16 protein-coding genes are annotated in these 20,107 nt (G+C 67.8%); 7 read left to right on the forward strand and 9 right to left on the reverse strand.

All coding sequences use genetic code 11. The annotated features are described in order from the left end of the window. Positions 1-47: 47 nt before the first annotated feature. On the reverse strand, positions 48-1,124 hold the full coding sequence (locus tag GWI72_RS15440; protein ID WP_161709274.1) for a Glu/Leu/Phe/Val dehydrogenase: 1,077 nt from the start codon (positions 1,122-1,124) through the stop codon (positions 48-50). Positions 1,125-1,419: 295 nt separating this feature from the next. Between GWI72_RS15440 and GWI72_RS15445 the strand changes: the two genes are divergently transcribed. Further along, positions 1,420-3,231, forward strand: coding sequence for a HoxN/HupN/NixA family nickel/cobalt transporter (locus GWI72_RS15445; protein WP_161709275.1), 1,812 nt, complete (start codon positions 1,420-1,422; stop codon positions 3,229-3,231). A gap of 96 nt (positions 3,232-3,327) precedes the next feature. Here GWI72_RS15445 and GWI72_RS15450 read toward each other — a convergent pair whose 3' ends face one another. The 8 genes from GWI72_RS15450 to GWI72_RS15485 all read right to left on the reverse strand — a co-directional run bounded on the left by GWI72_RS15450 (position 3,328) and on the right by GWI72_RS15485 (position 8,854). Then, a complete protein-coding gene (locus GWI72_RS15450) occupies positions 3,328-3,723 on the reverse strand; it encodes a nitrile hydratase accessory protein (RefSeq protein WP_244314366.1) in 396 nt (131 codons plus the stop codon). After that, on the reverse strand, positions 3,710-4,369 hold the full coding sequence (nthB, locus tag GWI72_RS20215) for a nitrile hydratase subunit beta (protein ID WP_161677326.1): 660 nt from the start codon (positions 4,367-4,369) through the stop codon (positions 3,710-3,712). The genes GWI72_RS15450 and nthB overlap by 14 nt, the downstream gene beginning before the upstream one ends. After that, positions 4,366-5,097, reverse strand: coding sequence for a nitrile hydratase subunit alpha (nthA, locus tag GWI72_RS15460; RefSeq protein WP_161709277.1), 732 nt, complete (start codon positions 5,095-5,097; stop codon positions 4,366-4,368). The genes nthB and nthA overlap by 4 nt, the downstream gene beginning before the upstream one ends. A 24-nt stretch (positions 5,098-5,121) precedes the next feature. Further along, positions 5,122-5,892, reverse strand: coding sequence for a gamma-glutamyl-gamma-aminobutyrate hydrolase family protein (locus GWI72_RS15465; protein WP_161677324.1), 771 nt, complete (start codon positions 5,890-5,892; stop codon positions 5,122-5,124). Between the two features lie 116 nt (positions 5,893-6,008). Beyond that, positions 6,009-6,323: a HigA family addiction module antitoxin gene (locus GWI72_RS15470; protein ID WP_161709278.1), complete on the reverse strand. Its 315-nt coding sequence runs from the start codon at positions 6,321-6,323 to the stop codon at positions 6,009-6,011. A gap of 18 nt (positions 6,324-6,341) precedes the next feature. After that, positions 6,342-6,623, reverse strand: a complete 282-nt coding sequence (locus tag GWI72_RS15475; RefSeq protein ID WP_161677322.1) for a type II toxin-antitoxin system RelE/ParE family toxin — start codon at positions 6,621-6,623, stop codon at positions 6,342-6,344. A 90-nt stretch (positions 6,624-6,713) separates the two neighbouring features. Continuing rightward, on the reverse strand, positions 6,714-7,364 hold the full coding sequence (locus GWI72_RS15480; protein ID WP_161677321.1) for a response regulator: 651 nt from the start codon (positions 7,362-7,364) through the stop codon (positions 6,714-6,716). A 116-nt stretch (positions 7,365-7,480) separates the two neighbouring features. Then, positions 7,481-8,854, reverse strand: coding sequence for a cache domain-containing protein (locus GWI72_RS15485; RefSeq protein WP_161677320.1), 1,374 nt, complete (start codon positions 8,852-8,854; stop codon positions 7,481-7,483). Between the two features lie 200 nt (positions 8,855-9,054). On the opposite strand from GWI72_RS15485, the gene GWI72_RS15490 reads away from it, so the two are divergent. From GWI72_RS15490 to GWI72_RS15515, 6 genes are all read left to right on the forward strand, one after another. Further along, positions 9,055-10,155: a TRAP transporter substrate-binding protein gene (locus GWI72_RS15490; protein ID WP_161677319.1), complete on the forward strand. Its 1,101-nt coding sequence runs from the start codon at positions 9,055-9,057 to the stop codon at positions 10,153-10,155. A gap of 85 nt (positions 10,156-10,240) precedes the next feature. Then, positions 10,241-11,248: a TRAP transporter small permease subunit gene (locus GWI72_RS15495; RefSeq protein WP_161709279.1), complete on the forward strand. Its 1,008-nt coding sequence runs from the start codon at positions 10,241-10,243 to the stop codon at positions 11,246-11,248. 19 nt (positions 11,249-11,267) lie between these two features. Beyond that, positions 11,268-13,934, forward strand: a complete 2,667-nt coding sequence (locus GWI72_RS15500; protein ID WP_161709280.1) for a TRAP transporter large permease subunit — start codon at positions 11,268-11,270, stop codon at positions 13,932-13,934. A gap of 81 nt (positions 13,935-14,015) precedes the next feature. Continuing rightward, complete coding sequence (locus tag GWI72_RS15505; protein ID WP_161709281.1) at positions 14,016-14,549, forward strand: TRAP transporter small permease subunit; 534 nt, start codon at positions 14,016-14,018, stop codon at positions 14,547-14,549. 11 nt (positions 14,550-14,560) lie between these two features. Further along, the gene (locus GWI72_RS15510) at positions 14,561-16,138 is read left to right on the forward strand and encodes a TRAP transporter large permease (protein WP_161709282.1); all 1,578 of its coding nucleotides are present in this window, start codon (positions 14,561-14,563) and stop codon (positions 16,136-16,138) included. Between the two features lie 203 nt (positions 16,139-16,341). Further along, complete coding sequence (locus GWI72_RS15515) at positions 16,342-19,821, forward strand: indolepyruvate ferredoxin oxidoreductase family protein (protein WP_161709283.1); 3,480 nt, start codon at positions 16,342-16,344, stop codon at positions 19,819-19,821. Positions 19,822-20,107 lie beyond the last annotated feature (286 nt).

Genomic DNA, 20,107 nt, shown 5'->3' on the forward strand with positions numbered 1-20,107 from the left:
GCACCGTCGCGCCGGGCTCTGCCCCCGCTCCGGGTCCGTGGTGCGGGTCAGCGGCCGGCGGCGGCCAGTCGCTCCTCGGCCATGCGGTCGGCAATCCGCTCGGGCGTGACGTCTTCGGCGCGGGCGCGCTCGAAGATGCGCGTCAGCGTCGCGGCAATGGCCAGCGTCTTTTCCCGGACCAGCGCGTCGTCGCCGCCCGGGCGGGCCAGCGCGATGGAGATCACGCCGCCGGCGTTGATCGCATAGTCGGGCGCATAGAGGATGCCGCGTGCCTTCAGTGCCTCGCCGTCTGCCGGAGTGGCGAGCTGGTTGTTGGCGGCACCGGCGACGATGCGGGCGCGGATGGCAGGGATGGTCGTGGCATTGAGCCCGGCGCCAAGCGCGCAGGGGGCAAACACGTCCGCCTCGACCGCATGCGCCTCGCCCGGATCGACGGCAATGGCCCCGAAGGCGGCCACCGCCCGGTCCACCGCCGGGGCGTGGATGTCGGAGACGATCAGCTTCGCGCCGGCCGCGTGCAGCTGGCTGGCCAGGTCGAAGCCGACATGGCCAAGACCCTGCACGGACACGGTGCGGCCCGCCAGCGTGTCGCTGCCGTAGACATGCGCCAGCGCGGCGCGGATGCCGACAAAGACGCCGAGTGCGGTGTAGGGCGAGGGATCCCCGAGACCGGTGCGGGCCGTGCCGCGCACGTGGTCGGTGCGCTCGGCGACCGCTTCCATGTCGGCCGGCGAGACGCCCACGTCCTCGGCGGTGATGTAGGAGCCATTCATGCGCTCCACATGATGGCCGAAGGCGCGCATCAGGTCGGCGGTCTTGTCCTTGCGCGGATCGGCGATGATCACTGCCTTGCCGCCGCCGAGGTCGAGGCCGGCGAGCGCGTTCTTGTAGGTCATTCCGCGCGACAGGCGCAGGGCGTCCGTCAGGGCGTCGGCTGCGCTGGCGTAGGGCCACACCCGGCAGCCGCCGAGCGCAGGTCCGAGCCGGGTGTCATGCACGCAGAGGATCGCCATCAGGCCGGTGTCCCGGTCGTGGGCGAAGACCACCTGCTCGTGGGCGTCGAATTCCGGATGATCGAAGGCCGCGCCTGCCAGAGGGGCTGCGGGACGGGTCAGGGCATTCATGGGCACTCTCGCGTCCTGAGGGAAAATGCGCACCAGAAATTGCCCGTCTTCGGCGGAAAGAGATGATCAATCTTCCGGTATCTTTCACGGAATCGGGAAACTTCTCCTTCAATGCCTTGAAATTGAGAACAATCCGGCGTGTCGTCCGGGTGCGGTGCGAAACGGGCTTGCGGCAGTCATGTTCCTGCCGCCTTCTGGGGTCATTGCCAATCCTGCAAGAATCACCTCGTCCGGATCCGATCTGCCGATGCGCGCCTCCATCGCTTCTTTCCCGTCCCCGTTGCCGAACGCCCGGATGACGCAGCGTTCGCGCCGGGTGGCGCTTGCGCTTGCCGCGCTGTGGGGGCTGGTCGTCGCGCTGGCCGGGCTGGTCGTGGCCGGTCCGGCGCTGGCCCACCCGCACATCTTCGTCGAGGCCCGCAGCCGTCTCGTGGTCGACGAGACCGGCAAGGTCACGGCCGTGCGCCAGGTCTTCCGCTTCGACGATGCCTACACGGCGTTCGCCATCCAGGGCTTCGATGCCGACAATGACGGCCGCTACAGCCGGGAGGAACTGGCGGAACTGGCCAAGGTCAATGTCGAGAGCATGGAGGAGTTCGGCTTCTTCACCTTCGGCGACAACAGCCGGGTCGAACTCGACTTCACCCTGCCGCAGACCTACTGGCTCGAGGTCGTCGACGTGCCGCTCGCCGACTACTGGGCGATGAAGCCGGAGGATATCGAGGCGATCCGCCAGGACAGCGTCCGGCTCGGCCGGCCCATGCCGGAGACCGCGCAGCTGCTGGAGCTGCATTTCCTGCTGCCGCTGAAGGAACCGACCGACCTGTCGGCGCCGGTCACACTCGATGTCTATGACCCGACCTATTATGTCGACTTCCGTTTCTCGCGCGTCGACGGGGCGATCGGCATCGACGGCGCGCCCGACACCTGCCGGGTCGAGCGGCGCGATCCGCCGTCGCTGGATGCCGCCACCGCCGCCGCCCTTGCCGCCATCGGCCCGGATCAGCGCGACCTGCCGCCGGAGCTGGAGGAGGCCGCCGCCCAGCTGGTCAACCAGATGATCGTCACCTGCGGCGAGGCGGCCAGCGTGGCCGCAACCCCGCCCTTCCCCGATGTGACGCCGCTCAACCGCGATCGGGCTGCGGCGGCCGAAGAGGCGGCCAATGTCGATGCGGGGGCGCCGGACGTGGCGGCCGTCGGCGTCGAGCCGGTGGCCTCGCCCGCCCCGCCCGCCGCCGGGGCCGGCTCGCTTGTCTCGACCTTCTTCGGCCATGTCGCGCTGCTGCAGACGGAGTTCTACCAGAAGCTCATTGCGGCCCTGCGCGGCTTCCGCACCAACCCGGAGGCCGCCTGGCTGCTTGCCGGCATCTCGTTTCTTTACGGGGTGTTCCACGCCGTGGGTCCGGGCCACGGCAAGGCGATCATCTCGTCCTATGTGCTCGCCAGCGGCGACACGCTGCGCAAGGGCGTCATGCTGTCCTTCGTCTCCGCCTTTGCCCAGGCCCTGACGGCGATCCTGCTGGTCGGCGGAGCGGCGTGGATCTTCAACCTCACCTCGCTCGCGCTGCAGGAAACCGCCCGAACCTTCGAGACCCTGTCTTTCGCGCTGGTCACGGGGCTGGGTGTGTGGCTGGTCTGGGTCAAGGCGATCCGGCCCTACCTGCCGGGCCGGGCCGCCATTCCCCACGGGGCCCCGGGGCATGTGCATGTTGCTGGCGACGAGGCCGGCTGCGATGCCTGCGGCCATGTCCATGCGCCGACGCCGGCCATGCTGGCCGAGCCGCTGACGCCGGCGCGGGCCTTGTCCATCATCCTGGCCATCGGCCTCAGGCCCTGTTCCGGCGCGCTGATCGTTCTGGTCTTCGCCCTGTCGCAGGGCATGGTGCTGGCCGGCGTGGCATCCACCCTTGCCATGTCGCTTGGAACCGGCATCACGGTCGCGCTGCTGGCCTTCATTGCCGTCGGCGCCAAGGGTCTGGCCGCGCGTCTGGCCGGCAGCGAGGGGGTCTGGCCGGACCGGATCCATCGCGGCATCGAGATCGCCGCGGCGGTGACGGTGTTCGTCGTCGGCGCGACGCTGCTCATCGCCAATCTGGGCTGGGCCTGAGGCGACGCCTGCGCCGGCTGGCCCGGCCGGCCCGCGCCAGGTGTGCCCACGTCAGGTATGCCTGCGTCAGGTGTGCCCGCGTCAGGTGTGCCTGCGTCAGGTATGATCGTCGCGGCGGCGGAGTTCGATCGGCTGGCCGTGCGGCGTTGCGCGGGCCGCCTGATCCCAGGCGTCCTGCAGCCTCGCCAGTGCCTCGGGCGAGGCATGGCCCTGCCGCGTCAGGATCGTCTCGAAGGCGGCCAGCCAGGCAAGGTAATAGTCGCTGCCGTCGTCAGCCCGGCAGGCGGCCGTGCCGGATGCCGTCGCCCCTGCCTCCTGCCGCCTCAGCTCCGCCCCGAGCGTCTCGGCCCAGTCGCTCCAGCTGAACAGTCCGGCCTCATGCGCGGCCAGCGTCATGGCAAAGACCCGCGCCTCCCAGGGCGCGCGGAACACCGGTCCCGCGTCGGCCACCGGAATGGCCGGCGAGGCCGTCACGAGGTCAGAGGCGCTCAAGATGCGGCTCCCAGAGATCAGCTCGAAGCACCAGCGTCGGATCGCTGTCCGCGCCCCACACGTCCAGCCCCCGGAAGGCGACGCCGTAGAGCCACGTCGGGTTCTCGCCCTTGCCCATGGCATTGTCGTCGGCAAAGACGTGGCAGCCGTGGATCGCCTCGATGGTGCCGGACACGCCCCGCAGATAGCGCGGCAAGCGGGTATGCCCTTCCGGATGCCGGATACGGGCGCGCACCCGGTCGCCGACGGCAAACGCCGCCGGAGCCGTTGCCGGCCGTTCCACCGAGCTGCCCTTCGCCAGGACGGCTGCCACATCGGCAGCCTTCAGCACCCGCTTCAGCGGCTTGCCCGGGCCGGTCGCATGGCCGCCGGCCAGTTCCTCCGGGCTGATGAGGCCTGCGGTGAGGCACAGGCGTTCCAGACCCTTGGTCCAGATCTCGTAGTAGCTGGAGGAGAGGTAGTCGACGGGATGCAGGCTCTCGCGGGTGAAGCGCGAGGTGTCCAGCGTCCAGCTGCCGGTCGCCCCCATGGCGAGCGTGATGGCAAAGGCCCGCCGCTCCCAGGGGGCATGGAACAGCGGCTCGTCCGCCTCGATGCCGATCGGGCCGAAGCCCATCATGCCGCCCAGATCCGCGCCGCCGTTCATGCTCCGGCTCCGTCCGGTTGCGGGCCGGCACCGGGCGAGGTGGCGAGCGCCGTGCCGATCATGCTGTCCCGGTTGACCAGATCCGCCAGCGCCTCCGCGCTCCAGCCCTCGGTGCCGGCAGGGCGCATCGGCAGGACCAGGTAGCGCATTTCGGCGGTGGAATCCCAGACCCGGATCTCGGTCTCCGCAGGCAGGGTCAGGCCGAATTCGGCCAGGACGCCGCGCGGATCGCGCACCGCCCGGGAGCGGTAGGGGGGCGACTTGTACCAGACCGGCGGCAGGCCCAGCACGGTCCACGGATAGCAGGAGCACAGGGTGCAGACGACGAGATTGTGCCGGTCGGGCGTGTTCTCGACCACCACCATGTGCTCGCCCTGCCGGCCGGTGTAGCCCAGTTCTGCAATGGCCGCGGTCGCGTCCTGCAGCAGGCGCGCGCGGTAGGCCGGGTCTGTCCAAGCCCGGGCCACCACCCGGGCGCCGTTGCGGGGGCCGACGCGGGTCTCGTAGGTTTCGATCAGCACGTCCAGCGCGGCCGGGTCGATGTAGCCCTTGTCCGTCAGCAGGGTCTCGAGGGCCCGGACGCGCAGCTCGATCGGCGACAGGTCCGAGTGGTCACCGTGGTGATGGTCATGGTGATGGTCATGGTCATGGTCGTGCCCATGCCCATGGTCATGCCCGTGATCATGGTGGCCCCCGCCGCCCTGCGGATGACCGGTTGAAGACGTCATCGGGGTCCCTCCTCGTGTCGTGCCCTATTCGGCGGCGACGGCGCCGTGCCGGGCGTTCCGGTAACGGGCCACATCGGCACCGAAGGCGGCAAAGATCTTTTGCGACGGCACATCGCAGGAGACCCAGTACTCCGGGTGCCACTGGGTGCCGAGGGCAAAGGCCTTGGCGCCCTCCACCGACACGGCCTCGATGGTGCCATCCTCGGCCACGGCCTCGACCACGAGCCGGTTGCCGAGGTCGCCGAGGGCCTGCCGGTGCAGCGAGTTCACCTCGAACGAGGTGTTGCCGACCGCCTGGTGCAAGGCGCCGCCGGCGCGCACGTCGATGGGGTGGGCGATGGCGAAGCGCTCTTCCTGGCGCTCTGAGACGGGGGCGCGGTGATCCTTGCGGCCCTCCAGCTCCTGGATTTCCGTCAGCAGCGTGCCGCCGAGGGCGACGTTCAGCTCCTGCATGCCGCGGCAGATGGCCAGGACCGGAATGCCGCGCTCCAGCGCCCGCCGCAGCAAGGGCAGCGAGGTGGCGTCGCGGTCGGGGTCATAGGGGCCATTGGCCTCGGTGGCCTCTGCGCCGTAGAGATCCGGATTGACGTTGGAACGCGACCCGGTCGCCAGCACGCCGTCGACCCGGTCCAGCACGGCGTCGAGGTCGATGGCGCCGCCGAGCGACGGCAGGATCAGCGGAATGGCATTGGCGCCGTTCAGCGCGGCTTCCAGATAGGTGGAGGGGGCGGCATGCCAGCGGTAGCCGTCGATCGGCTTCACGTCGGCGGTGACGAGGACAACGGATTTCGACATGGATCGGGTCTTGAACTCTTGGCAGGCGCGCCGGCCCGGCCGGCGCAACTGGTCTGACCCTGCCACGATCCGGCGCCCGCGCCAAGAGGAGGCGGCGGACCGTCTTCAGGCTGCCTTCACGCCGCAGACTGGTCGCGCAGGGTGGAGAAGGTCGTCGGCACGTCCAGAGGCCCGTCCAGCTTGGCCACGAACTGCTCCAGATCAAAGTTCGTCTGAAGGTTGAGCCAGTACTGGGGCGTTGTCTCGAAGAACGCGGCCAGCCGCATGGCCGTGTCGACCGTCATTGCGGTCTCGCCCTTGATCAGGCGTTCAATCCGGGTCCTTGGGAGGTTCAGCAGCTTGGCAAGCCGACCGGCCGTCAAGCCTGCGGGCTCAAGATACAGCTCCTTGAGCAACTCCCCCGGGTGAAAAGCCGGGACATGAACGGACATGACGGTTTTCCTCCAGCCTTAATGATAGTCACAGATCTCGACGTCAGACGGCCCGATTTCTGTCCAGACAAAGCAGATGCGCCACTGGTCGTTGATTGCCAGCGCGTGCTGACCCTGGCGATCTCCGGACAGACGATGCAGCCGGTTGCCCGGCGGCAGTCTCAGGTCTTCGAGCCGCACGGCCGCATTGAGGACCGCAAGCAGCTTCTGCGCCCGATTGACCAGATCAGGCGGAAAGCCCTTGCCCGCTTTCCCGCGGGCGACGGCTTCGGTCTGCTTGTTCCGGTAGCTCTGGATCATCCAGCTTCACCCGTCATCGAGCCGGACAGGCCAGACTTGTCGAGTTTTGTACAGCGTGTATCATATCATGATACATCCCGCCATCAAGCCTCAGATGAGCCGCAGCTCCTGGGCTATGCGGTAAAGGTGGGCGGCGTTGCCGCTGCCGGCCTTGTCGCGGATGTTGAGGCGGTGCGATTCCACCGTGCGCACGCTGATGCCGAGCGCCTGCGCGATCTCCTTGTTGGTCTGGCCGCGCGCCACGCCCTGCAGCACCTCGCGCTCGCGGTCCGTCAGGCCGTAAGGGTCGCTGGGCGGCGGGGCCGGCCGGTTGTCCATCAGGCTCGGCCCGACGCGGGAGGAGAAGTAGTAGCCGCCATTGGCGACGGCCAGGATCGCGTTGATCATCTCCTTGGCCGAAATGTCCTTGAGCAGATATCCCCGCGCGCCGGCCTGCATGACACCGCGGACATACTCCGGATTGTCGTAGATCGACAGGATCAGCACGTTGATCTTCGGAAAGCGGCGGCGGACTTCGGCCGTGGCCTGCAGGCCGTTCATCTCCGGCATGGAAATGTCCATCATCAGGATGTCGGGCTCCAGCGTCTCGGCCATCTGCACCGCCTGCCGGCCATCCGTGGCCTCGCCCACCACCTCCAGCGGCGAGACGCCTTCCAGCCGGGCCCGGATGCCGGCGCGCACCAGTTCGTGGTCGTCGGCCAGCAGCAGGCGGATGGGCTTGTTCGGGTCGCGTTCGCTCACTTGTCCTGTCTCCTGCTCATCACCGGTCCTCGGGGCCGGTCCCGTGTCCTGTCTTCTGGTCCTGTCCTCGGGTCCTGCGACCCTTGCCTGCGTGCCGCTCCCGGCGCCAGTGCCGCTCAGGCCGCCGTCCCGTCGAGGATGTCCTCGTCCGGGCCGAGCGGCATCGACACCCGGATCAGCGTTCCGCGCATCGCCAGGCGTGACATGGTCATGGTGCCGCCGTGGGCGGCGATCCGTTCCAGCATGTTGCGGATGCCAAGTCCACCGCCGGCCCGCAAGGGCACCGGGATGCCGACGCCATTGTCCTGGATGGTCAGCGACAGGGTGTGCGTTCCCGCCTTCAGGTCGATGATGACCTCGTCGGCCTGGGCGTGGCGCGCCACATTGGTCAGGGCCTCCTGCACCACCCGGTAGAGGGCGGTCTTGGCCTTGTCCGACAGCCGCCGGCGGCAGCGGTCGGCCGAGATGCGCACGTGAATGCCGGACTGGCTCTCGAAATCCTTGGCGAGGCTCACGAGGGCGGCCGACAGGCCCATGTCGTCGAGAACGCTTGGGCGCAGGTCCTTGGAGATGCGCCGCACCTCTGCAATGGCGTCGTCGAGGACGCGCAGGCATTTCTCTGCCTGCTGCTGCAGCAGCACGCTGCCGCCGGCGCGCGAGTGGATCATCTCGATGCCGTAGCGGACCGAGACCAGCAGCTGCGAGATGCTGTCGTGCAGCTCGCTGGAGACGCGCTTGCGCTCCTGTTCCTGGATGTCGACGATGCGGTTGGTGAGGTCCTTCAGCTTGCTGTCGGCGAACTTCTGTTCCGAGAAGCTGACGGTGGCCACCGCGGTCAGGCTGAGCAGGATGGCGATCATGGTGATGAGGAAGATGACGAGCAGCGTCTGGCCGACGTTCTCGGTGAAGTCGGCGCGGACCATGGCGACCTCGCGGGCAATGTCGTCGATGTAGACGCCCGTGCCCAGCATCCAGCCCCACTTCTCCAGCATCACCGCATAGCCGAGCTTCTCGGCATCCTCGTTGGCGCTGGGCTTGTTCCAGACATAGCGGTGGAAGGCCCCGCCGGCCTCGGCGGCCGCCATCAGATTGCGGATGACGAAGTCGCCCTCCGGATCCTGCAGGTCCCACCACTTGTGACCGATGAGGTGGGGCAGCTTGGGATGCACCAGGTTGGTGCCGTCGCGGCTGTAGACGAAGAAGTAGCCGTCATCCCCGAAGTTGATCTGCGTCAGGATGCGCTTGACCTCCGCCTGTGCCGCCTCCCGGCCGCCCGGCTCCTCCTCGATCAGGTTGCCGATGCTGGTCAGCGTCAGGCTGACGATGTTCTGGATCTCCTGCCGCTTCGAGGCCAGGATCCGCTCCTCCACCGCCCGGGTCTGTTCCTCGATCAGGCGGGAGGCCTGCAGGAAGGTGATCCCGCCGATCAGCAGCGACACCGCAACCAGGGGCAGCACCGTGATCAGGAACAGTTTTGTCTTGAATGGCACGTTTCGACCACCTTCCCTTGTCGTTCCTTACGCTCTGATGCGGCGGTTACGCGCAATTCATGCGCGGTTTCCGTACTACTACTGAGAAACTGCGCAGAAACACGACTAGCGCCTCCCACAAAGGATCACCTAGACACAAGTGCTGATCGGTGCAACTGTTGGCGCCGATGGACCAAGGTCCATATCTGGGAGGATAAAGCATGGATCGTCGTTCGTTTATCAAGACTGCTGGCCTTGGTGCTGGCGGTGCCGTTGCTGCGACTGCTCTTGCAGCTCCGGCGATCGCCCAGTCCACAACCGACATGGTGATCGTGTCGTCCTGGCCGCGCGACATGCCTGGTCTCGGCGTGTCCGCACAGCGTCTTGCTGCCCGCATCGAGACGCTGACCGAGGGCCGCATCAAGGTCCAGTACTTCGCGGCCGGCGAGCGCGTGGGCGCCTTCGACGTGTTTGACGAAGTGTCGTCGGGCAATGCGCAGGCCTATCTCAGCGCCGACTACTACTGGAAGGGCAAGCACCCGGCCTGGGCCTATTTCACGGCCGTGCCGTTCGGCCTGACCTATGCCGAGATCGACGCCTGGATCAAGGTCGGCGGTGGCCAGCAGCTCTGGGACGAGCTTGCGGATGGCTTCGGCATGAAGAACTTCAACGCCGGCAACACCGGCGTGCAGATGGGCGGCTGGTTCAACAAGGAAATCGAGACCGCTGACGACCTCAAGGGTCTGAAGATTCGCATCCCGGGCCTCGGCGGCGACGTCATGGCCAAGCTGGGCGCGTCTCCGGTGGCCCTTCCGGGCGGCCAGATCTACGAAAACCTCGTGTCGGGCGCGGTTGACGCCACCGAGTGGGTCGGTCCGTGGAACGACTACTTCATGAAGTTCTACGAAGCCGCCAAGTACTACTACTACCCGGGCATGCATGAGCCGGGCGCGATGCTGTCGATGGGCCTGAACAAGTCCTGGTTCTCCAAGCTCTCGAAGATCGACCAGCTGATCATCGAGGCGGCCTGCAACGAGGAGAACGCCTTCTCGATGGCGGAAGCCAACGGCAACAACGGCCTGTACCTCAACAAGCTCATGACCGATCACGGCGTGGAACTGCGTCAGTTCTCCGACGAGGTCTATGATGCCTTCGGTGATGCCTCGGCCGCCGTGTTCGAGGAGACGATCCAGCACTCCGACCTGACCAAGCGCGTCCACGAGAGCTTCGTGAAGGCCCGCTCGGAAGTCGGCCGCTGGATGCTGCTCGCCGACACCGGCTACACGATCCAGCGCAACCGCGTGCTCGGCATCAAGGTCTGACGCCAGGCGCGTCCGGACCAGGGATGGGGCACGGCCCCATCCCTTTTTTTGGCAAACAAGAACCAAGACGACGGGGCGCTTCAACATGATGGCCATGACTCCGGGTCAGGGCGCCGCGCCTATTGGCGCGCGCGCGCTGGAAGCCCAATCTGGTGGTGTTCTCGCCATCCGCCTGTTCGGATGGATCAACCTGGCGGTGATGGCCGCCTATCTGCTCAACAACTACCTGACCAACTGGCAGGGCCTGCCCGGGGCCGGCACCGGTTCGCCGCTGGCCATGGCGCAGACGGCGCTTTACGGCGTGCTCGTGCTGCTGGCCGTGGCGCTGGTGCTCAGCAGCCGCGGCCTTGCGCTGCGCGTCGACAGCGACCGGGTCACGGCGATCAACACGTATCTGATCCGCTGGGCCTTCTGGGCCGTCGTCCTCGTCGGTCTTGTCGACAGCGCGATCTCGTTCCTGCGTGTCGAGGGGATGCTGGAGACCGTCGTCGGCACCCAGCTCGCCTCCGACCTCGGCCGGTCGCAGTTCCGGGGTGCCTATGTGCACATGCCGCTGATCGGTCTGTCGTTGCTGCTGGCCGCCGTGACGCGCACCCTCGGCTTTCACTGGCTCGGCCTGCTCGTCGTCATCTCGCAGTTCCTGATCGTGCTCGGCCGCTTCGTGTTCTCCTATGAGCAGGCGTTCCTCTCGGATCTGGTGCGCTTCTGGTATGCGGCCCTGTTCCTCTTCGCCGCGGCCTACACGCTGCTCGAGGAAGGTCACGTGCGCGTCGACGTGCTCTATGCCGGCTTCAGCACCACCTGGAAGGGCTTTGCCAACGCCTTTGGCTGCATCTTCTTCGGCCTGATCTTCTGCTGGACGATCCTGATCGTCGGCCTCGGAAACCGTCAGTCGATCATCAACAGCCCCATGCTCGCCTATGAGACGACGCAGGCCGGCTTCGGTCTCTACGTCAAGTATCTCATGGCCGGCTTCCTCGGCGTCTTCGCCGTGACGATGATGATCCAGTTCGTCGCCTATCTGTTTGCCGCCGTCGCCGACATGCGCGGCGATCCGGGTGGCCGCGATCTGTCCGGTACCGCGCAGCACTGACCCCCGCAGGATACGCATCATGGAACTGTTTTTCCTCATTCTGCTGATCGTGCTGATGGCGGCAGCGCTTGGCTCCGGGTTCCCGGTGGCCTTCGCCCTGCCCGGCTCCGCGATCATCTCCATCGGCCTTGCGGCCGGCGCCGGCTATCTCTTTGCCGGTGATGTCGACGCCTATTTCACCCATGGCGGGCCGGGCCAGTGGCTCAGCGCCGGCGTGACCAACTTCCGAGGGGTGTACTGGGAGGCGGATCGCGACACGCTGATCGCGATCCCCCTGTTCATCTTCATGGGCATCATGCTGCAGCGGTCGAAGATCGCCGAGGATCTGCTCGTGACGATGGCCAAGCTGTTCGGCCCCGTGCCGGGTGGTCTCGGCATCTCGGTCGTTCTGGTGGGTGCCCTTCTGGCAGCCACCACCGGCATCGTCGGTGCGACCGTCGTGGCCATGGGCCTCATCTCGCTGCCGGCGATGATGCGCAACAACTATTCGGTGCCGCTGGCCACCGGCACGATTGCGGCCTCGGGGACGCTCGGGCAGATCATTCCGCCGTCGATCGTGCTGATCATCCTCGCCGACCAGCTGTCGGGCGGTGTTGACCAGGCCGGCAACATCCGCCAGGCGCTGTACCGCGAGACGACCGGCTCGGGTCAGATGCCGTCGGATTTCGCCATTGCCTCCACCAGCGCGGGCGAGCTGTTCCTCGGGGCGCTGATCCCGGGTCTTCTGCTCGTCGGTCTCTACATCCTCTTCATCCTCGGCTTTGCCCTGATCAATCCCAAGGCGGCCCCGGCCGTTCCGCAGGAAGGCAAGTTCGACCGCAAGTTCCTGGCCGAGGTCTTCGTCACCCTGGTTCCGCCGCTGGCGCTCATCGTGCTGGTGCTCGGGTCGATCATGATGGGCGTGGCCACGGTGAACCAGGCCGGTGCGGTGGGTGCCATCGGTGCCATGATCATGGCCGGCTACCGTCTGCGCGAGGGCGAGGAGCGGGGCAAGTACACGCCGGCCATTCTGGCGATCATCGCCCTGCTTGGCCTGGGTGTGGTGCTCAGCTTCTATGACCTCAACATCAAGCGCATCACCACCTCGGACGACGTGATCGGCCTGACCTTTGCCGGTATCGCCGTCTCGCTGCTGCTCATTGCCTCGATCTGGAGCGGCTGGCGCACCCTGAAGATGCAGAACACGCTGCGCGAAGTGATGATGGAGACCGCCAAGGGCTCGTGCCTGGTGTTCATCATCCTCATCGGTGCGGCCATGCTGACCTCGGCCTTCCGCGCCTTTGGCGGTGAAGACCTGGTTCGCGACTTCCTGCAGGGTCTGCCCGGCGGGTTCTGGGCCCAGTTCTTCATGGTCATGCTCGTCATGTTCATCCTCGGCTTCTTCCTCGACTTCATCGAGATCGCCGTGGTGGTCGTGCCGATCGTGGCCCCGATCCTGCTCGCCGATCCGTCGGCCAACGTCACCGCCGTCTGGCTCGGCGTGATGATGGGCGTGAACCTGCAGACCTCGTTCCTCACCCCGCCCTTCGGCTTTGCCCTCTTCTATCTGCGTGGTGTCGCGCCGGCGACGGTCAAGACCATCCAGATCTACAAGGGTGTCATCGCCTTCATCTGCCTTCAGCTGATCGCCCTGGCCATCGTTGGCCTCAACCCGATCCTTGCCAACTATCTGCCGAACCGCACCGCGCTTCTGGCCGAGACCGCGCCGCCGCCGAAGAACCCGCGCCTGCAGTACTGCCTCGACACCTATGTCGGCGAACGCTTCAAGGCGGAAGGCCCGGGCATCCTCGCCGCCATCGAGACGGCCTCGCAACTGGATGTCTCCTACCTGCCGGATGACCTGCAGAAGGAAATCAAGTCTGCCTGGACGGCGGCCGGCAAGGTGATCCCGCTGATGCAGGACATCGAGGCAACCAAGGCTGCCGTTGCGGCTGCGGCGGTCGACTACCGGCCGATGCACAGCCTCGTCCGGGCCCTCGAGCGTGATGCCCGCAAGATCGACGAACAGCTCAAGGAGCTGGAAGTCATCGTGCAGCGCTCCGGTCCGGGCGGCATCTATTCCGAGGCCCGCGGCGCGGCCGCCAAGGCCCGGATCGAGGAGCTGCGGGCGGAGAAGGCGGCCCTGCTCGCCCAGATCCCGGCAGAATGGACGGCCAAGCATGATGCCTTCGCCAAGATCCAGGATGCCGAGAACAAGGCACGCAACCTGTACCGTCGCACCGTCGATGACGCCGGCGAACCCCTGGCCAAGGTCCGTGCCGTCCTGACCGGGGCTGCACCGCTGGCTGCCATGGAGCCGCGGTTCAACGACCTCAAGGATGCGATCCTGTCCAAGGACAACGCTGCGGTTCAGGCCCAGCTCGAGCTGCTGCGCACCGACGTGACGGCGATCGAGGGGACGGCCGAGATCCGCAAGGGCATCAACGAGGCCCGCAAGATCCTGCGCACGTCGACGCCGGATGCCCAGGCCGCCATTGCCGAGATCGACAAGTCGATTGCGGCGCTCAAGGCGGATCTGGTCTGGCGCCAGAAGGGCGCGGCCGAGCTGCTGCCGCAGCTGGATGCCTATGACAAGGTCACCGGCGACACCATCGGCCTGCGTCAGCTGCCGCGTCTGCCGGATCATGTGGCCACCGGCCTCGTGGGCTGCCTGTCGCAGCACCGGGATATTTCGCTGAACTTCTGATCGGCGATACTTGACCTGAAGGCGGCGGGGTAGAACTGATGTTCTCCCCGCCGTTTTCGTTTTTTCGAAGGGAACCCGTCCATGCTGAGGGTCGCGCGTGCCCTGTCCGGGCTCAACCATGCAGTCGGCCATGCCGTGTCCTGGCTGATGCTGGCCATCGTCCTCGTGCAGTTCGGGGTGGTGATCCTGCGCTATGTCTTCGGCACCGGCTCGATCTGGGTGCAGGAGGGGATCATCTACATGTTCGGCTTCCTGTTCCTGCTGTCGGCCGGCTATTCCCTTGCCCTTGACGGTCACGTGCGGGTCGACATCTTCTATCGGGATGCGGCGCCACGGACCAAGGCGCTGGTCGACTGCGCCGGCTCGATCCTCTTCCTGCTGCCGATGTGTGCGGTCATCCTCTGGCAGTCCTGGCCCTTCTTCATGATGTCCTGGATGATCCGCGAAGGCTCCCGCGAGACCTCGGGTCTGCCGGCGCTCTACCTGCTCAAGGCGGCGATCCTGCTCTACGCCGGCCTGCTGGCGCTGCAGGGCGTGGCGCTGATGCTCAGGGCCATCGCGGCGCTGCGCGGCGACCGCGAGGCGCTGGCCACCTTCCCGACCCACCAGAGCTGAAGGGCCCGGCCATGGAGCTCGTTCCCCTGCTTGACGTCCTGATGTTCGTGGCGGTCGTGGCCTGCCTGATGTCCGGCTTTCCCGTTGCCTTCACGCTTGCCGGCGTGGCGCTGGTCTTCGCGCTGCTGGGCCATCTGGCCGGCGCGTCGCTGTCGCTCGGGGCGATCCCCTTGCGCATCTTCGGCATCATGACCAACGAGACGCTTCTGGCGGTGCCGCTGTTTGTCTTCATGGGGGTGATGCTCGAACGCTCGCGCGTGGCCGAGGACCTGCTCGAGACCATGGCGCGGATGTTCGGCAAGATGCCGGGCGGGCTTGGCCTGTCGGTGTTCCTCGTCGGCGGCCTGCTGGCTGCCTCGACCGGCATCGTCGGCGCCACGGTCGTCACCATGGGCCTGTTGTCGCTGCCGACCATGCTGCGCAACGGCTACAATCCGCGCCTGGCGACCGGGGCGATTGCCGCATCCGGCACGCTCGGCCAGATCATCCCGCCCTCCATCGTGCTGGTGTTCCTGGCCGACCAGCTGTCGAATGCCTACCAGACCGCGCAGCGCGAGCTGGGCAACTGGTCACCCGATCCCTTTTCCGTCGGGGACCTTTTCGCCGCCGCCCTCATTCCCGGCCTGTGCCTTGTCGGCCTCTACATCCTCTACCAGCTGGTGATCGCGGTCGTGCGGCCCCAGGACGCGCCGCCGATGCAGATGGCCTCCGGCGAGCGCGTGTCGCTCTCTGCCCTGGTCCGGGTGCTCATCCCGCCGCTTGCGCTGATCGTCGCCGTGCTCGGCTCGATCCTCGCCGGCGTCGCGACGCCGACGGAGGCTGCGGCGGTCGGCGCGGTCGGTGCCGCGCTTCTGGCGGCGCAGCGGGCGGAGGGGGCCCGGCCCTGGGTCGTTCCCGGCGCTGCCCTGTCGCTTCTTGGCGCGCTCGTCCTGTCGCGCCTGTTCGACCTGCGCGTCGCCCGGCTCGAGATCCCGCTGTCCGACTGGATTGCCATCGGTGCGGCAGCGGTCCTCACGCTGGTTGGCTCGGTCTGTCTCGGGCTGGCGCTGCGCAGCGTGGCGCGCGGCGGCGTGCTCAGGGCCGTGCTGCGGTCGTCCACCCAGATCACGGCGATGGTCTTCACCATCATGATCGGCGCCACCTTCTTCTCCCTCGTCTTCCGTGATCTTGGCGGCGACGAGCTGGTCCACGCCCTGCTGAAGGACCTTCCGGGCGGGGCCGTCGGGGCGATGCTGGTGGTGATGGCCGTGATGTTCCTCATGGGCTTCTTCCTCGACTTTCTCGAGATCGTCTTCATCGTCGTGCCGCTGGTCGCGCCGGTGCTGCTGCAGCTGCCGATGCCGGACGGCTCGGCCATGCATCCGGCCTGGCTCGGGGTGATGATGGCGGTGAACCTGCAGACCTCGTTCCTCACGCCGCCCTTCGGTTTTGCCCTCTTCTACCTGCGCGGCGTCGCCCCGCCGGAGGTGAAGAGTTCCGACATCTACCGCGGCATCATTCCCTTCGTGATCCTGCAGCTCCTGATGCTGGTGATCCTCTGGTACGTCCCCGCGCTTGCCACCTGGCTGCCGCGGGCGATCTACGGCTGACGCGGCGGCGCGACGGTTGTTGCGCTGCGTCATGCCGGACGGCTTGATCGGCCCCGTCCCTGCCGGTCACACTGGCCGCCACACGGGTCCCCTGACCGGCGCAGCAGGGTCAGGGACCAGCATCAGGGAGGAGGGCGGATGCGCGGGGCGGCCGGAGGGGCGCCCTGCCGCGTGTCGGTGGCCTCGCCTGTGGAGGAGGCGGCATGGCACGCAAGACGGTGGCCCTTGACGACAAGTATGACCTGACGGCCGGGCGCATTTATGTGTCCGGCACCCAGGCGCTGATCCGCCTGGCGCTGATGCAGAAGGCACGCGACCGCGCCGCCGGCCACCACACCGCCGGCTATGTCACCGGTTACCGCGGCTCACCGCTCGGCGGTCTCGACCAGCAGTTCGAGCGCGCCGCGCGTCAGCTTGCCGCCGAGGACATCCTGTTCCGGACGGCCATCAACGAGGATCTTGCCGCCACCGCGCTCTGGGGCACACAGCAGGCCGCGATGCGCGGCGAGGGCCGGTTCGAGGGGGTCTTCGGCTTCTGGTACGGCAAGGGGCCGGGCGTCGACCGCAGCGGCGATGCCTTCCGCCACGCCAATCTGGCCGGCACCGCTCCGCTCGGCGGCGTGCTCGCGCTGATGGGCGACGATCACACCTGCGAAAGCTCGACCACCGCGCACCAGAGCGAGTTTGCCTTCGTCGACGCGATGATGCCGATCCTCAATCCGGCCGGGGTGCAGGAGATCCTCGACTTCGGCCTCATCGGCCTTGCCCTGTCACGCTATGCCGGCGTGTGGGCCGGGCTGAAATGCGTCAAGGATACGGTCGAATCCACGGCCACCGTCGACGGCCGTCCCGACCGCGTCATCCTTAGGCTTCCGGAGTTCGTCCTGCCGCCCGAGGGCGTCAGCATCCGTCCGCGCGACCATCCCCTCGCCCAGGAGGCGCGGCTGCACCAGGTGAAGCTGCCGGCGGCGCGGGCCTTCCTGTCCGCCAACGCGGTGGACCGGCTGGTGCTCGCCGGCGGGCCGTCGCCGCGCATCGGCCTTCTCACCACCGGCAAGAGCCACCTGGACACGCTGCAGGCGCTTGCCGATCTCGGTCTCGACGAGGGAGAGGCAGCGCGTCACGGCCTGCGGCTCCTGAAGATCGGCTGCCCCTGGCCACTCGATGCCGAGGCCGTGCGCCACTTCGCCGAGGGGCTGGAGCTGGTGCTGGTCATCGAGGAGAAACGCGCCCTCATCGAGCCTCAGGTGAAGGAGGCGCTCTACGGCCGGGCCAACGCGCCCGTGGTGATCGGCAAGCGCGACGAGGCGCAGGAGAGCCTGTTCCAGAGCCACGGCGCGCTCGACAGCAACCGGATCGCGCTGGCCATCGGCCGGCGTCTTCTCGCCCGCCGGCCGGACGAGCGCCTTGCCGCCCGGCTGGCGGAGGTGGACCGGCTGCAGCAGGCGCTGGCCGCCAGCAGCGATGTGGCCACGCGCATCCCCTATTTCTGTCCGGGCTGCCCGCACAATTCCTCCACCCCGATTCCGGAGGGCAGCCGCGCCTATGCCGGCATCGGCTGCCACTACATGGTGCAGTGGATGGACCGCAACACCGAGGGCTACACCCAGATGGGCGGGGAGGGCGCCAACTGGATCGGCGAGGCCCCCTTCTCCACCCGCGCGCATGTGTTCCAGAACCTTGGCGACGGCACCTACAATCACTCCGGCTCCATGGCGATCCGCGCGGCCCGGGCCGCCGGCGTCACCATGACCTACAAGATCCTGTTCAACGATGCCGTCGCCATGACCGGCGGACAGCGCAACGACGGTGGCCTGACGGTGCCGCAGATCGCGGCCCAGGTCGCCGCCGAAGGCGTCGGCCGCATTGCCGTGGTCACCGATGAGCCGGCCAAGTACCCGTCCGCCACCGCCTGGCCGCAGGGCACGACCATCGACCACCGCGACGATCTCCTGGCCGTCGAGCGGGAGCTGGCTGCCCATCCGGGCCTGTCGGTGCTGATCTACGACCAGACCTGCGCGGCCGAGAAGCGTCGCCGCCGCAAGCGCGGTGCCATGCCCGACCCTGACCGTCGCGTCGTCATCAACGACCTGGTCTGCGAGGGCTGCGGCGACTGCGGCGTCCAGTCCAACTGCGTCGCGATCCAGCCGCTGGAGACCGAATGGGGCCGCAAGCGGCGCATCGACCAGTCGGCCTGCAACAAGGACTTCTCCTGTCTCAAGGGCTTCTGTCCCAGCTTCGTCACGCTGGAGGGCGCGGTGCTCAGGGGCGCGCGGGCGATCCCCGAACCGCCGGCCGTTGCGGCGCCCGAGACGTCCGCGCTCGACGGCGTGCGCGGCATCCTGATCACCGGCGTCGGCGGGACGGGCGTGGTCACGGTTGGCGCGATCCTCGGCATGGCTGCCCATCTGGAGGGGCGGGGCTGCGGCCTCATCGACATGGCCGGCCTGGCGCAGAAGGGCGGCGCGGTGACGACCCATCTCAAGCTTGCGCCGCGACCGGAGGACATCTCCACGCTGCGGATCGCGGCCGGCGGTGCCGATGTGCTGATCGGCTGTGACATCGTGGTCGCGGGCAGCGCCCGGGTGCTGGCCGCCTGCGATCCCGCCCGCACGGTGGCGGTCGTCAACACCCATGAGGTCATGCCGGGCGATTTCGCCCGCAATGCCGACTTCTCGCTGCCGGGTCGCCGGCTGGAACGGGCGCTGCGGGCGCGCTGCCGTCCCGGGCAGGCGCTGTTCCTCGATGCGCATGCGGCGGCCGAACGCCTGTTCGGCGACAGCATCGCCGCCAACCTGATGATGCTCGGCGCAGCCTGCCAGACCGGGGCCGTGCCCCTGTCGCCGGACAGTCTCGAAGCCGCGATCCGGCTCAATGGCGTGGCTGTTGCCATGAATCTCGCCGCCTTCCGCTGGGGCCGGGTTGCGGTTGCCGATCCCGCGGCGCTGCAGCGGGCGCTGGCCGGTGCCGGCGTCCCGCAAGCCGTCGGCAGCAACGATCCGGCGCAGCAGAGCCTCGAGACCCTCCTTGCGCGTCGCGTCGCGTTTCTGACCGCCTATCAGGATCCCGCCTATGCGGAGCGCTACCGCCGCCGGATCGAGACGCTCGCCGCCCGGGAGGCGGCGGTGCTCGGGACGACAGGCGGGGCGGAGGCCGGCATTGCCCGGGTGGCCGCACAGCAGCTCTTCCGCCTGATGGCGATCAAGGACGAGTACGAGGTCGCGCGGCTCTACACCGATGGCCAGTTTGCCGCGCGTCTTGCGGCCGGGTTCGAGACGCCGGGGCGGATGGTGCTGCATCTGGCCCCGCCGCTCTTGTCGCGCGTCGATCCCCGCACCGGTCGTCCGGCCAAACGCGCCTTCGGTCCCTGGATCCTGCCGCTGTTGCGGCTGCTTGCGAAGGGCAAGCGGCTGCGCGGCACGGTGCTGGATCTGTTCGGCCGCACGGCCGAGCGGCGGATGGAGCGGGGGCTGCTGGCCGATTACGAGGCAACCCTCGACGAGATCGCGGCGGACCTGACCGCTGACCGGGCCGAGGCGGCCCGGGCACTGGTCGCCTGGCCGGAACAGATCCGCGGCTTCGGCCCGGTGAAGGAGGCCAGTGTGCCGGCCGCCCGCAGCCGGCAGGCGGCAGCACTCGCGGCCTTCCGCACCGCCGGACGTGTTCCCGAGGCGGCTGAATAGCCGCCTCCCAGACTGCTGACAAACTTCGGCGTTTCGTCAGTTTGCCGTCATTCCGGACAAGGTGAGCGTTCAGCGAACCGCAGATCCGGAAACCAGCATGTCTGTGCGAGCGCAAGCGAGCTCGTAGACAAATCAATGCGACAAGACTTGTGACTGACAAGCTTGTCGCGCTTCGCGCGGCTGATGTCTGGATCCCGGCTCGGCGCTTCGCTCACGCTCAGCTGGGCCGGGATGACTGTGAGTGGGTTTGTCAGCAGTCTGCGAGGCGGCTGAATAGCCGCCTCCT

The sequence above is a fragment of the Pannonibacter sp. XCT-53 genome (genome assembly GCF_009915765.1).
GTDB classification, from domain to species: Bacteria; Pseudomonadota; Alphaproteobacteria; order Rhizobiales; family Stappiaceae; genus Pannonibacter; species Pannonibacter tanglangensis.

Coding starts and splice junctions, on each gene's coding strand:
- GWI72_RS15510 (WP_161709282.1), top strand. CDS start 14,561: ATGGAGCTCGTTCCCCTGCTTGACGTCCTGATGTTCGTGGCGGTCGTG.
- GWI72_RS15490 (WP_161677319.1), top strand. CDS start 9,055: ATGGATCGTCGTTCGTTTATCAAGACTGCTGGCCTTGGTGCTGGCGGT.
- GWI72_RS15495 (WP_161709279.1), top strand. CDS start 10,241: ATGATGGCCATGACTCCGGGTCAGGGCGCCGCGCCTATTGGCGCGCGC.
- GWI72_RS15445 (WP_161709275.1), top strand. CDS start 1,420: ATGACGCAGCGTTCGCGCCGGGTGGCGCTTGCGCTTGCCGCGCTGTGG.
- nthA (WP_161709277.1), bottom strand. CDS start 5,097: ATGACGTCTTCAACCGGTCATCCGCAGGGCGGCGGGGGCCACCATGAT.
- GWI72_RS15475 (WP_161677322.1), bottom strand. CDS start 6,623: ATGATCCAGAGCTACCGGAACAAGCAGACCGAAGCCGTCGCCCGCGGG.
- GWI72_RS15465 (WP_161677324.1), bottom strand. CDS start 5,892: ATGTCGAAATCCGTTGTCCTCGTCACCGCCGACGTGAAGCCGATCGAC.
- GWI72_RS15505 (WP_161709281.1), top strand. CDS start 14,016: ATGCTGAGGGTCGCGCGTGCCCTGTCCGGGCTCAACCATGCAGTCGGC.
- GWI72_RS15515 (WP_161709283.1), top strand. CDS start 16,342: ATGGCACGCAAGACGGTGGCCCTTGACGACAAGTATGACCTGACGGCC.
- nthB (WP_161677326.1), bottom strand. CDS start 4,369: ATGAACGGCGGCGCGGATCTGGGCGGCATGATGGGCTTCGGCCCGATC.
- GWI72_RS15470 (WP_161709278.1), bottom strand. CDS start 6,323: ATGTCCGTTCATGTCCCGGCTTTTCACCCGGGGGAGTTGCTCAAGGAG.
- GWI72_RS15500 (WP_161709280.1), top strand. CDS start 11,268: ATGGAACTGTTTTTCCTCATTCTGCTGATCGTGCTGATGGCGGCAGCG.
- GWI72_RS15440 (WP_161709274.1), bottom strand. CDS start 1,124: ATGAATGCCCTGACCCGTCCCGCAGCCCCTCTGGCAGGCGCGGCCTTC.